Source organism: Pseudomonas sp. LPB4.O (genome assembly GCF_038383825.1).
GTDB classification, from domain to species: Bacteria; Pseudomonadota; Gammaproteobacteria; order Pseudomonadales; family Pseudomonadaceae; genus Aquipseudomonas; species Aquipseudomonas putida.
Map to the genome: position 1 here is coordinate 957128 of NZ_CP151298.1, position 13439 is coordinate 970566.

Consider the following 13439-nt stretch of genomic DNA (forward strand, 5'->3'; position numbering starts at 1 on the left):
GACCTCACTACAATCGCCCCCAATTTCCGTTCGGCACTGCTTGCGAGTCGCAGGATTGAAGGAAGCCCCAGCGCTCCTTTTTGCTGACTTCGTCAAGTTTCGCCCAACGGCGATACCGGGCGGACCCCCCTCCGCGTTTTCCCGCACCAAATGGACTTGGTCTGAAGTACAGGCCTGTTGCCTACGAAACCATAAGCACCGCTAACACGCTTGAAGCCAAGGTCCTGCAGTCGGACCCCAGGCAGGAGCGAGTACGGGCGCAAAATGCCTCACTTGGCAGGACGAAGTGTTGGCTACCAAAACACAAATTGCATTGAAGCAAGCTGATCTAGAGGTCGTGAGATGAGTAAAAAGCGTTACCCCAGACTGTTTGGCATATTGCCCTTTTTAGGCATGCTTTTACTCAGTGGGTGCAACTGGACCCTGCTCGACCCGAAGGGCCAGGTCGGCATTGAGCAAAAGAACCTGATCCTGATCGCTACCGGCCTGATGCTGCTGGTGGTCATTCCTGTGATCATCATGACCCTGGCGTTCGCCTGGAAGTACCGTGCTTCCAACAAGGCAGCCACCTACACCCCTGACTGGTCGCACTCGACCAAGATCGAGGCCGCGGTGTGGATCATCCCGATCCTGATCATCATCGCCCTGGGTTACGTCACCTACCACTCCACCCACAAGCTGGACCCTTACCGTCCGCTGGACTCGGACGTGAAGCCGATTCAGATCGACGTGGTCGCACTGGACTGGAAGTGGCTGTTCATCTACCCGGAACAGGGCATTGCCACCGTCAACAAGATCAACTTCCCGGCTAATACCCCGGTGAACTTCCGTGTCACCTCCGACGCCGTGATGAACTCGTTCTTCATCCCGGGCCTGGGTGGCCAGATCTACGCCATGGCCGGCATGACCACCAAACTGCACCTGATCGCCAACGAAAACGGTGTGTTTGACGGTATCAGCGCCAACTACAGCGGTGCTGGTTTCACCGGCATGAAATTCAAGGCTACTGCCACTTCCCAGGCCGACTTCGATGCATGGGTCGCCGAGGTCAAGCAGTCGCCGTTGAAACTGGGCAAAGCCGAGTACGAAGCTCTGGCCAAGCCTAGCGAATACAACCCAGTCGCGCTGTACAGCGAGGCGCCAGCAGAGCTGTTCCAGTCCATCGTCGACAAGTACGAAGGCATGAACCGCGGCAAGCCGGTCCACGAAGAAGCAGGCAGCAAAGATCTGGCCACAACCAAGGGTGTGGAATCGAGTATGCAACCAGCTGCCGGTGCAGAGGAGTAAGAGATGTTCGGTAAACTAAGCCTGGAGGCGATACCCTATCACGAGCCGATAGTCATGGTGACGCTTGCCATGATCGCGCTCGGCGGTATCGCTGTCGTCGGTCTTATCACCTATTTCCGCAAGTGGACCTACTTGTGGAGCGAGTGGCTGACTACTGTCGACCACAAAAAGATCGGCGTGATGTACATCATCGTCGCGATGGTCATGCTGCTGCGCGGCTTTGCCGACGCCATCATGATGCGTACCCAGCTGGCTGCCGCTACCGGTGGCTCCGAAGGCTACCTGCCGCCTGAACACTATGACCAGATCTTCACCGCTCACGGTGTGATCATGATCATCTTCATGGCGATGCCGTTCTTCACCGGCCTGATGAACCTCGCGGTTCCTCTGCAGATCGGTGCACGTGACGTTGCCTTCCCGTTCCTGAACTCCCTGAGCTTCTACCTGCTGCTGGCAGGCGTGCTGCTGGTCAACATCTCGCTGGGCGTTGGTGAATTCGCCAAGACCGGCTGGGTTGCCTATCCGCCGCTCGCAGGCATCCAGTACAGCCCTGGGGTAGGTGTCGACTACTACATCTGGGCGCTACAGCTATCCGGATTGGGTACGACGCTTACCGGCGTGAACTTCCTCGTCACCGTGATGAAGATGCGCGCACCTGGCATGAAGCTGATGGACATGCCGATCTTCACCTGGACCTGCACCTGGGCCAACGTACTGATCGTTGCTTCGTTCCCGATTCTGACTGCTGCACTCGCTCTGCTGACTGTTGACCGTTATCTGGACTTCCACATTTTCACCAACGAGCTTGGTGGGAACCCGATGATGTACGTCAACCTGTTCTGGGCGTGGGGTCACCCTGAGGTGTACATCCTGATCCTGCCGGCCTTCGGCGTGTTCTCGGAAGTTACCTCGACGTTCTCTGGCAAACGCCTGTTCGGCCACCACTCGATGATCTACGCATCGGGCGCGATCGCCATCCTCGGCTTTGCGGTATGGCTGCACCACTTCTTCACCATGGGTGCCGGCGCCAGCGTCAACACCTTCTTCGGCCTGGCGACGATGCTGATCTCCATCCCGACCGGTGTGAAGCTGTTCAACTGGCTGTTCACCATGTACCAAGGCCGTGTGCGCTTCACCGCACCGATGCTCTGGACCCTGGGCTTCATGGTCACCTTCTCCATCGGTGGCATGACCGGCGTACTGCTGGCCGTTCCGGGTGCTGACTTCGTTCTGCACAACAGCCTGTTCGTAATTGCGCACTTCCACAACGTGATCATCGGTGGCGCGGTATTCGGCTACATCGCCGGTTTCGCGTTCTGGTTCCCGAAAGCCTTCGGCTTCACCCTGAACGAGAAGTGGGGCAAAGCTGCCTTCTGGTTCTGGCTGTCGGGCTTCTACGTTGCGTTCATGCCGCTGTACGCCCTGGGCTTCATGGGCATGACCCGTCGTCTGAACCACTCCGACAACCCACTGTGGGAACCCTACCTGTACGTAGCCGTTGTCGGCGCCGTGCTGATCCTGTTCGGTATCGCTTGCCAGCTGATCCAGATCTACGTGTCGGTTCGCGACCGCAAAGACAACATGGACGTCACTGGCGACCCATGGGGCGGCCGTACCATCGAGTGGTCCACTTCGTCGCCACCGCCGTTCTACAACTTCGCTCACATGCCTGAGAAAGTTGGTCTGGACGCCTGGCACGAAGCCAAGGAAGCCGGTGTTGCGTACAAGGTTCCGGCCAAGTACGAAGCGATCCACATGCCGAGCAACACCTCCACCGGTCTGTTCATGGGTCTGTTCCTGACCGTGTTCGGCTTCGCCTTCATCTGGCACATCTGGTGGCTGGTGGGCGCGAGCCTGTTGGCAACCATCGCAGTCTTCGTTCGCCACGCTGCACGTGACGACCAGGGCTACATGGTTCCGGCCGAAGAAGTGGCGCGCATCGAAGGCGAGCGTATGAAAGCGCTGGCCAAAGCAGGTGCTCTGCCTGCCGGCGCACGTGTCGAATCGTTTGAGCGGGTGTAATCAATGTCCAGTCAAGTAATGCACGGCGGCGCTGCTCATGGTCACGACCATGGGCATGACGACCACCACCACGACTCGGGCCAGATGACCGTACTGGGTTTCTGGCTGTACCTGATGACCGACTGCATCTTGTTTGCGTCGCTCTTCGCCACCTACGCGGTGCTGTCCGGCAGTTTTGCCGGCGGCCCGTCGGGTCATGACATCTTCCAGCTCGATTTCGTAGCTGTTGAAACGCTGTTCCTGCTGCTGTCCTCGATCACCTTCGGCTTCGCCATGCTGAAGATGTTCGATGGCAAGAAAGCTGGCGTACTGGGCTGGTTGGCTGTGACCTTCCTGTTCGGTGCAGGCTTCATCGCGATGGAAATCTATGAATTCCATCACCTGATCAGCGAGGGCTTCGGCCCGCAGCGCAGTGGCTTCCTGTCGGCGTTCTTCGCCCTGGTAGGTACCCACGGTCTGCACGTGACTGCCGGCCTGATCTGGATGGCAATCATGATGTACCAGATCAACAAGCATGGCATCACGCCGACCGCCAAGACCCGCATGAGCTGCCTGAGCCTGTTCTGGCACTTCCTGGACGTGGTCTGGATCTGCGTATTCACCGTCGTCTACCTGCTGGGGGTTCTGTAATGGCTAGCGCACACGACACTCATCACGAAGGTAACCACGGCAGCGTCAAGTCGTACATGATCGGCTTTGTCCTGTCGATCATCCTGACCGCGATCCCGTTCGCGTTGGCGATGACTGCCAGCCTGCCGAAGAACCTGACCGTTCTGATCATTGTTGCCATGGCCGTGATCCAGGTAGTGGTACACCTGGTGTACTTCCTGCACATGGACCGCTCGAAAGAGCAACGCAACAACGTGTCGACGTTCCTGTTCACCGTGCTGGTAATTGCACTGCTGGTCGGCCTGTCGCTGTGGATCATGTTCAACATCCACATCGAAATGATGGCCAAGTGAGGTAAGACTGCATGTCCGTTAAGCACTTTATCCAAATCACCAAACCGGGGATCATTTTCGGTAACGTGCTTTCCGTGGCAGGCGGTTTCTTCCTTGCCTCGAAGGGCCATGTGGATTTCGCCTTGTTCCTGGCGGTGGTGATCGGTACTTCGCTGGTGGTTGCGTCCGGATGCGTGTTCAACAACTGCATCGACCGTGACATCGACCACAAGATGGAGCGCACCAAGAACCGCGTCATGGTGCAGGGCGGCATGTCGCTGCCCCTCGCGCTGATCTACGCCACCCTGCTCGGGGTGGCGGGTTTCAGCCTGCTGTATGTCCAGGCCAACCCACTGTCGGCGTTCTGCGCAGCTGTAGGCTTCATTGTCTATGTCGGTTTCTACAGCCTGTGGCTGAAGCGTAAATCGGTGCACGGCACCTTGGTCGGCAGCCTTTCGGGTGCCATGCCTCCGGTGATCGGCTACTGCGCCGTTAGCAACAGCTTCGACCTGGCTGCGGTAACCCTGCTGGTGATGTTCAGCCTGTGGCAGATGCCGCACAGCTTTGCCATCGCAATCTTCCGCTTCAAGGATTACAGCGCTGCCAACATTCCGGTCCTGCCGGTGGCACGTGGCATCCTCGCGGCGAAGAAGCAGATCGTGCTGTACGTGCTGGCCTTCGTGCTCGCCACCTTGATGCTCACCCTCGGCGGTTACGCCGGCCTCGGCTACCTGGCCGTGGCAGCTGCCATGGGCCTGTACTGGCTGTACATGGCCTGGGGTGGCTACAAGGCCGAGGACGACAGCAAGTGGGCCCGCAAGGTGTTCGGCTTCTCCATCCTCACTGTCACCGCTCTGAGCGTGATGATGGGCGTGGACAGCCAGACTGCTGCGGACGTGCTGATGACTTACGCACGCTGATACTGCTGCCTGTTTCACGAAAACCCCGGCCATGTGCCGGGGTTTTTTGTGGGCGTTTTTCTGTGCCGGCCCTTTCGCGGGCTTGCCCGCTCCGACAGGTACGGCGCAGGTCCCAAGGGCTGTGAGTAACCCTGTGGGAGCGGGCGAGCCCGCGAAGAGGCCATCACAGCAAAATATAAATCCTGTATTTTCAAAAAATACTTCTAAAAAGATCTAGAAAAACAGGATTTTGCCCTTTACAGGAATCATGTTTCGGCACTATCTTCTGTCTCAGGCCGCCACATCGGCCAGCGTCGCTCGGACGGTTCCGGGCGCTTACGTCCTCAGAGGAAGCCATGGCCAACCCAGGTTCGCCGCGCCGCTTTGCGCGCATCGATCGTCTCCCCCCTTACGTCTTCAACATCACTGCCGAGCTCAAGATGGCCGCCCGCCGCCGTGGCGAGGACATCATCGACCTGAGCATGGGCAACCCCGATGGCGCCACCCCGCCGCACATCGTCGAGAAGCTGGTACAGGTCGCCCAGCGTGAAGACACCCACGGCTACTCCACCTCTCGCGGCATCCCGCGCCTGCGCCGGGCCATCTCCAACTGGTACAAGGAACGCTACGAGGTCGACATCGACCCGGAAAGCGAAGCCATCGTAACTATCGGCTCGAAAGAAGGCCTGGCCCACCTGATGCTGGCCACACTCGACCAGGGCGACACGGTGCTGGTGCCCAACCCCAGCTACCCGATCCACATCTACGGCGCAGTGATCGCCGGTGCCCAGGTGCGTTCGGTGCCGCTGGTGCCGGGTGTGGACTTCTTCAACGAGCTTGAGCGGGCCATTCGCGAGTCGATCCCCAAGCCGAAGATGATGATCCTCGGCTTCCCGTCCAACCCGACCGCCCAGTGCGTGGAGCTGGACTTCTTCGAGCGCGTGGTGGCCCTGGCCAAGCAGTACGACGTGCTGGTGGTGCATGACCTGGCCTACGCCGACATTGTCTACGACGGCTGGAAAGCCCCGTCGATCATGCAGGTGCCTGGCGCCAAGGACATTGCGGTGGAGTTCTTCACCCTGTCCAAAAGCTACAACATGGCGGGCTGGCGGATCGGCTTCATGGTCGGTAACCCCGAGCTGGTCAACGCCCTGGCCCGGATCAAGAGCTACCACGACTACGGCACCTTCACCCCGCTGCAGGTCGCTGCCATTGCGGCGCTGGAAGGTGACCAGCAATGCGTCCGTGACATTGCCGAGCAGTACCGCCAGCGCCGCAACCTGCTGGTGAAAGGGCTGCACGAGCTGGGCTGGATGGTCGAGAACCCCAAGGCATCGATGTACGTATGGGCGAAGATCCCTGAGCAATATGCACACATGGGCTCGCTGGAGTTTTCCAAGAAGCTGCTGGCTGAGGCCAAGGTGTGCGTGTCGCCGGGCATCGGTTTTGGTGAGTATGGCGATGACCACGTGCGCTTTGCCCTGATCGAGAACCAGGACCGCATACGCCAGGCCATTCGCGGCATCCGGCAGATGTTCCGGGCTGACGGGGTGGCCCGCAAATAAGCAACCGGGGCTGCAAAGCAGCCCCTCGATTTTGCAGCAGGGCGAGCTTTCCGCCTGCGTTTCACCGATCAGCCTACTTATCTTCAGCACTCATTTCTCACCAAAGAGATCCCTCCCCATGAGTGTGTTCACCGCCTACTTCTGCGGCACCGGCTCGCATCGCTTCGACGATGCAAACCCCAACTTCTGGAACGGCGAGCTGGTTTCGACCCTGGCCGCCAACGACCAGGGCCGCGAATTCGCCCACTGGATTGCTGTTGACGGTCCCGGCAGCGGCAACCTTCAGGATGACAAGCTGTTCGTAGAGCCCGGCGGCTACTTCAACTGGACCGGCCAGTTGTTCGGTAGCGGCTGGGAAGAAAACGTCAACCACGTGCTGCAGGTGATCAAAGGCGAAAGCAACTGGCAGCGCACCAAGCTGAGCGAGGAAGAGTACGGGCGGCTGAAGGATGCTGGCGTACCTGTTCCGGAAGTGTCATCCACGGCCTCGTGGTTCTGGCGTACCTACGACTACGGTGACCGCCACCCAACGCCGCAAGAGTTGCAAGAGCGCATCATCAGCATGTTCCGCAAACCGCGCATTCCGACCCAGGTGAACCTGGTGGGCTGGAGCCGGGGCGGCATCAGCTGCCACATGCTGGCCAACGCCATGGCGAAAGACCCGGTATTGCGGAACGTACCAGTGAATATCTTTGCGATCGACCCGGTGCCTGGTGTCGGCAATGTGCAAGCCGAGCGCATCGGACTGGCGGAAAACGTGCGTGAATATGTCGGCTTCTACTCGCGGGATGAGCGTTCCAAAGGGTTTGCCTGCGTGATCCCGTCAGTCGCCAGTGGCACGCAAATCTGTATTTATCCGATGCCCGGGCGTCATGCCACGCTGGTCGGCAACGCATCGGTAGATGGTGCAAGCGACGGCACGGTGCTCAAGGAGCCCGGGCTGATCGTGCGACATTTCGCTGAAGTCTGCCTGACCCGCTGGGGGGTTCGACTGGGCAGGCAGCTGGCGTTGAACGACAGCCAGTTGATGAAGTGTCACCAAGCCATGGCCGCAGCCGAAGCGCAGTACCAAGCCATGCGCGTCAAATCCTACACAGTGTTGACCGAGGGTCAGAAGCATGACCGGTTGGTGCATTGCGGCGAGGACCGTACGCAGTTCAGCAAGGTGTGTGGTGATGACTATGACCCGACCGAAGGGCTTGCCTTGCAGCGTTGGGATGTCTCCACCTACAAGGCATTGCGCTGAACGAAGCGGGCGGCCGGATCAGTGGCAAATTTTTTTGCATGCACCCTCTATCCAGCCGCCCCGGGTTCGATTGAGAATGGCGCCGCGGGCCAACCCCGATAACAACAACCTTCCCTCCGTGGCATCATGTCTGAATATAACCCTTGCCTTGACTGCGGCGCCTGCTGCGGGTACTTCCGTGTGTCTTTCTTCTGGGGCGAATGCCAGTCTGCCGGGGGCGTTGTGCCGGACGACCTGGTGGTACAGATCAACCCCACCCGCGTTGCCATGATCGGCACCGATGCCAAGCCCTGCCGCTGCGTCAGCCTTGAAGGCGAGATCGGCAAGGAAGTCGCTTGTACCATTTACGCCAACCGCTCCAGCCCTTGCCGCGAATTCGAAGCATCGTGGGAGGGGGGTGTGCATAACCCCAGCTGCGACGATGCGCGGGCGGCGTATGGGCTGCCACCACTGACGCCGCCAGGCGCCAACGAGCCGCATTGGCCGGATGATGGGGCTGAGGTGGCCTGAACCCTTTATGCTCGCCTGGGCTGGCCCTGTCGCCGGCAAGCCAGCTCCCACAGGTACTGCACAAGGCTTAGGTTTTGTGGTGGCCTGGTGGGAGCTGGCTTGCCGGCGATGGGCTGCAAAGCAGCCCCGGGATGCCTGAACCCTGCACTTGACGTTAAACTGTCATCTCCCCAGCAATGGACAGGAGATCCGGCGTGACCCCACCCCGCAGTTTCCCCAGTGACCTCTGCCTCGACAGCCCGCGTCTGCACTTGCGCCCCATGCGCCATGCCGATGCTGCGCAATGGCTGGCGATCATGGCCGACCCCGAGGTCATGCGTTATTGGCACCATGCCCCCTGGCAAGACCTGGCCGAAGCCGAAAGCGCCCTGGCCGCCGACCGCGAAGCCTATGCCAATGGCGACCAGCTCAAGCTCGGCATGTATCGCCGTGATAACGGCGAGCTCATCGGCATGGTGCAGCTGTTCAATATCGACGATGTGTCCCGCCGCGGCGAAATCGGCTACTGCCTGGCCAGTGCCGTGCAGGGCAGGGGCTACATGGACGAAGCATTGACCTGCTTCATCGACTACCTCGCCCACACCCTGCACATGCGCCGCCTTGAAGGGGAGATTGACCCGCGTAACCAGGGCTCGGCGCGCACACTCGAGCGGCAGGGCTTTGTGCTGGAAGGCACCCTGCGGGCGCGCTGGTGCGTGGCCGGCGAGTTGTCCGACTCGGGTATCTACGGGTTGTTGCTTGAACCACCTGTTGCATAGTCTTACGGCGAATAGCTACTATTCGGGAACAATTCTCACTTGTGTCCCGGTACCCGATGCCCGTAGCCGACTCAACCAGCCCGTACCCGCTTGAACAGCTGTACAGCGAGCACCACGGCTGGCTGTTCAGCTGGCTACGCCGCAAGCTGCGCTGCTCTCACAGCGCAGCCGACCTGGCCCAGGACACCTTCGTGCGCATCCTGGCTTCGCGTGATGCCCTGCTGGGCATGCGCGAGCCACGCGCCTACCTCAGCACTACGGCGCGCCGCCTGCTGATCGACCGGGTACGCCGGCAGCAGATCGAAGCGGCCTACCTCAGTGAACTGGCCCAGGCTGCCGAGGCGCTGGAAGGGCACCAGTCCCCCGAGAGCATCCTCATCACCCTTGAGGCGCTGGAGCAGATCGCCTTCCTGCTCGAAGGCCTGCATGTAAATGCACGTGAAGCGTTCGTGGGTTACTACCTGGACGACCTGACCCAGGTGCAGATTGCCGAGCGTCTGCAGATTTCCCCGCGCATGGTGCGCAAGTACCTGGCCCAAGCGCTTATCCACTGCCACCGCACGCTGGACATTGCCGCACCGTGAACCCGTCCCGCATCGAACAGGAGGCTGCCGAGTGGGCCCTGTGCCTGGGCGAAGGCGAACTGGATGCCGCTGATGCGTGCGAACTTGAGGCCTGGCTGCAGGCCGACCCGCGCCACGGCGCCACCTTGCGCCGCATGCAGGGGGTGATCAGCCAGGTCCAGGCGCTGCGCCAGCAACGCGGGCCGGTGGGCGCCGGGTTGCGCGCCGGGTTACAGCTTTCGACGCCACGCTCGGGTGCGCGGCGCACCCTGTTCGGCCTGGTGCTGGCGGCCTCGTTGCTGGGCGGCTTGCCGCTTGCCGGCGTATCGCCAACGGACTGGTTGGCCGACCTGCACACCGCGCCGGCCGAGTGGCATAGCGAAACCCTGGCAGATGGCTCACAGCTGACGTTGGCGGGCAATTCTGCCGTGGATGTGCAGTTCAGCGCTGGCGAGCGGCGCATCCGCCTGCTGCATGGCCAGGTGCTGGTGGATGTCAGCCATGACCCGACGCGGCCGTTCGTGGTGCAAACCGATGAGGGCAGCTTCAAGGCGCTGGGAACGCGCTTCGTGGTCAGCCAAGGTAACGCACGCAGCGAGCTGACCATGCTCGAATCCAGGGTCGAGGCGCGCAGTGCGGTGTCCGGTGATCAGTTGGTCGCCGGGCGAGGTGAACGCGCCTGGGTGGCACGCGACGGCCTTGGACCACTGCCGGCCATCGACCCGGTGCGGGTGGGCCGGGCCTGGCAGCGCCACCAACTGGTGGCCGAAGACGTGCCGCTTGATCAGGTGCTGGACGCGTTGTCGCAACAGCGGCGCGGCGTGCTGCGCTTCGACCGCCAGGCCATGCAGGCCATCAAGGTTTCGGCGGTGCTGCCGCTGGATGACAGCGAGCGCGCCCTGCGCCTGCTGGCCGAGGCGTTGCCGATTCGTATCGGCGGTGTTGGCCGCTGGTGGACCACGGTCGAGCCAGCCCCGCGAGAAAATCGATAAAGGTGGTTCCGCTTCTGCGCAGTGGCCCGTCAAACAAGAGGCCAACCGATCAAGAACAAGGAGCCGATCCACCATGCGCCGATTCCCTGGCCACCCCGTCTTCAGCCCGCTAGCCCTGGCCTTGCGCCTGTCCTGCGCCGGGCTGGCCCTATCCATTGCAGCCCTGCCGGCCGTGGCCGAGGAGGCCGCCCGCCGTAGCTTCGACGTGCCCGCCGGCAACCTGGCCGAGGCGCTTGGCAGCTATGCCCAGCAAGCCGCCGTGTCGCTGGCCTTCACCCCCGAAGCGCTGACCGGGCTGCAAAGTAGTGGCCTGCACGGTCTGTATTCGGTGGACAGCGGTTTTGCCGTGTTGCTGGCTGGCAGTGGTTACCGGGTGAAGCGCAGCGACAACGGCTACCGGCTGGTGGCCGAGCCGCAGGTGGCCGTGGCGGGTGACGCGATGGAACTGGGCGTTACTACCGTGGCCGGCCAAGGCATGGGCGAGAGTACCGAGAACACCGGCTCGTATGCCCCAGGCCTGATCAGCGTCGGCTCCAAGACCCCGACCAGCTTGCGCCAGACGCCGCAATCGGTATCGACGGTGACCCGACAGCTGATCGAAGATCAGCAACTGACCGACATCAACCAGGCGATGAAAGTAACGCCGGGCATCGTCACCCAGAGCACCACCTTCCGCACCCAAGACTTCCTTTCACGCGGCTTCAGCATCCAGAACCTGCAGATCGACGGCGCTGCGCCACAGGCATTGGGGACCGCGATGGGCTCGTTCTATTCGTCGAACATCTTCGAGCTGGCCGAGTTCGACCATATCGAGGTGCTGCGCGGTACCGCGGCGCTGTATGGCGGCTCGGGCGACCCGGGCGGCATCATCAACATGGTTCGCAAGCGGCCGACTGCTTACAACCAGCTCAAGATGACCCTGTCGGCCGGCACCTGGGACAACTACCGCCAGGAGTTCGACCTCTCCGGCCCGCTAGGCTGGGATGGCCGCCTGCGCGGACGCCTGGTGATGTCCAACACCGATCGCCAGTATTTCACCGACAACCGTGCCACCGAGCGGCCGTTGGTGTATGGCGTGCTGGAGGCGGACGTTACGGACGACACCATGCTCACCTTCGGTGCTCGCTACAACAAATCCCACGAAACCGGCAGCAATAGCGCGGTGCCGCGCTACAGCAATGGTGCGGACCTGAACCTGCCACGGCATACCGGCCTGACCAAGAATTGGGCCTACCTCGACGCCACCGCGCGCGAGTACTTCGCCAAGGTGGACCACCGATTCAACGACGACTGGAAGCTCAACCTCAGCTACACCAACACGTGGGACCTTGGGTTGTTCAAGACGGCGACCACCCTGAATGCAGTAGACCCGGTGACCAATAGCGGGGCGACCTGGTACGGCACCTCGACCCGCCAGGAGAACGAGCAGCACCTGTATGACGGTAACGTCTCTGGCCACTTCCAGGCCTTTGGTCTTGACCATGAAGTAGTCTTCGGTGCCGACTACCAAAAGATTGACAGCCGGTGGCTGGGCACTGCGCCTTATGCCGCCTCGGGCGCGCCGGCCAACGTGTTCGACCCCGACAGCTCGGCGTTCGACGACCCCGGCAACGGGCGTGACTACAAGCGCGACTACAGCCCCAACTCGCAACGCCAGTACGGCCTGTACGGCAGCCTGCGTTTGCAGCTGGCCGAACCCCTGCACCTGATTGTCGGGGCGCGAGCACAGCGTTTCCACTTTTGGCAGACCTACACCAACAACCTGACCTCGCCAGCAAGTATCTCCAGCCCGGAGCAGCGTATAGGCACGAAGGTCACCCCGTTCGGTGGCCTGGTCTACGACCTTGACGATCAATGGTCGACATACGTCAGCTATTCGGAAATCTACAAACCGCAGTCCAGCCGAATCAGCGGCCCTGCGCAAAGCGGTGCGCCGCTTGAGCCCATGACCGGCAAAACCTACGAAACCGGCCTCAAGGGTGAGTTGTTCAATGGCGCACTCAACGCCAGCGTGGCGCTGTACTACAGCACCCGCGAAAACGAAGCGGTGCAAGACCCGAACTTCCTGGCCACCAATGCCGGCTTCTCGGGCAGCTGCTGCTATGTGTCCAACGGTAAGGTGGTGAGCAAGGGCATCGACATGGAGCTGTCTGGCGAGCTGCTGCCGGACTGGATGCTGGTGGGGGGCTACACCTTCAACCTGAACCGTAACCGCAGCGCCGATGCACCGCTGAGCACGGTGATGCCAAAGCACCTGTTCAAGCTGTACAGCACCTACCGGCTGCCGGGTATCCTCAGCGACTTCAAGGTTGGCGGCGGCGTGCAGGTGCAAAGCGCCACGTACATGAGCGGTACAGTGAATCGCTACGACAGCAGCGGCGCGCTGGTTGAGCGAAACGTACCGTTCGACTTCGACCAGAGCGGCTATGCGATCTGGAACGCGTTGGTCGAATACCGTGTCGATGATCACTGGAACGTCACGCTCAACGGCAACAACCTGTTCGACAAGAAGTACTACGAAACCGTGGGTACTTCGACCTATGGCAACTACTATGGTGAACCACGCAACTTCATGGTGACCCTGCGCGGCACCTATTGAGGGTTTGGAAGCGGGGCAGGGCCTGGGTTAAGGTCGTAGGCTGTCCCGTTTCTCTCA

General features: G+C 61.1%; 12 protein-coding genes. All 12 read left to right on the forward strand.

Annotated elements, in window-relative coordinates; translation table 11 throughout:
- Nucleotides 1-342 precede the first annotated feature (342 nt).
- Nucleotides 343-1287: a ubiquinol oxidase subunit II gene (gene cyoA, locus MRBLPB4O_RS04240; RefSeq protein WP_016501430.1), complete on the forward strand. Its 945-nt coding sequence runs from the start codon at nucleotides 343-345 to the stop codon at nucleotides 1285-1287.
- Between the two features lie 3 nt (nucleotides 1288-1290).
- Entirely contained in the window at nucleotides 1291-3309 is a 2019-nt protein-coding gene (gene cyoB / locus MRBLPB4O_RS04245; protein ID WP_016501429.1) for a cytochrome o ubiquinol oxidase subunit I, read from the forward strand.
- Nucleotides 3310-3312: 3 nt separating this feature from the next.
- On the forward strand, nucleotides 3313-3939 hold the full coding sequence (cyoC, locus tag MRBLPB4O_RS04250; RefSeq protein ID WP_016484942.1) for a cytochrome o ubiquinol oxidase subunit III: 627 nt from the start codon (nucleotides 3313-3315) through the stop codon (nucleotides 3937-3939).
- Nucleotides 3939-4271: a cytochrome o ubiquinol oxidase subunit IV gene (cyoD, locus tag MRBLPB4O_RS04255; RefSeq protein ID WP_016484943.1), complete on the forward strand. Its 333-nt coding sequence runs from the start codon at nucleotides 3939-3941 to the stop codon at nucleotides 4269-4271. The genes cyoC and cyoD overlap by 1 nt, the downstream gene beginning before the upstream one ends.
- A gap of 11 nt (nucleotides 4272-4282) precedes the next feature.
- Nucleotides 4283-5170: a heme o synthase gene (cyoE, locus tag MRBLPB4O_RS04260; protein WP_016484944.1), complete on the forward strand. Its 888-nt coding sequence runs from the start codon at nucleotides 4283-4285 to the stop codon at nucleotides 5168-5170.
- Between the two features lie 335 nt (nucleotides 5171-5505).
- Complete coding sequence (alaC, locus tag MRBLPB4O_RS04265; RefSeq protein ID WP_063426301.1) at nucleotides 5506-6714, forward strand: alanine transaminase; 1209 nt, start codon at nucleotides 5506-5508, stop codon at nucleotides 6712-6714.
- Nucleotides 6715-6832: 118 nt separating this feature from the next.
- Complete coding sequence (locus MRBLPB4O_RS04270) at nucleotides 6833-7960, forward strand: hypothetical protein (protein ID WP_341797602.1); 1128 nt, start codon at nucleotides 6833-6835, stop codon at nucleotides 7958-7960.
- A 126-nt stretch (nucleotides 7961-8086) separates the two neighbouring features.
- On the forward strand, nucleotides 8087-8470 hold the full coding sequence (locus tag MRBLPB4O_RS04275) for a YkgJ family cysteine cluster protein (protein ID WP_016501425.1): 384 nt from the start codon (nucleotides 8087-8089) through the stop codon (nucleotides 8468-8470).
- A 194-nt stretch (nucleotides 8471-8664) separates the two neighbouring features.
- On the forward strand, nucleotides 8665-9228 hold the full coding sequence (locus MRBLPB4O_RS04280; RefSeq protein WP_016501424.1) for a GNAT family N-acetyltransferase: 564 nt from the start codon (nucleotides 8665-8667) through the stop codon (nucleotides 9226-9228).
- Nucleotides 9229-9284: 56 nt separating this feature from the next.
- Nucleotides 9285-9812, forward strand: a complete 528-nt coding sequence (locus MRBLPB4O_RS04285; RefSeq protein WP_341797603.1) for a sigma-70 family RNA polymerase sigma factor — start codon at nucleotides 9285-9287, stop codon at nucleotides 9810-9812.
- A complete protein-coding gene (locus MRBLPB4O_RS04290) occupies nucleotides 9809-10783 on the forward strand; it encodes a FecR domain-containing protein (RefSeq protein WP_341797604.1) in 975 nt (324 codons plus the stop codon). The genes MRBLPB4O_RS04285 and MRBLPB4O_RS04290 overlap by 4 nt, the downstream gene beginning before the upstream one ends.
- Nucleotides 10784-10856: 73 nt before the next feature.
- Complete coding sequence (locus tag MRBLPB4O_RS04295) at nucleotides 10857-13382, forward strand: TonB-dependent siderophore receptor (protein WP_341797605.1); 2526 nt, start codon at nucleotides 10857-10859, stop codon at nucleotides 13380-13382.
- The last annotated feature ends 57 nt before the right edge of the window (nucleotides 13383-13439 follow it).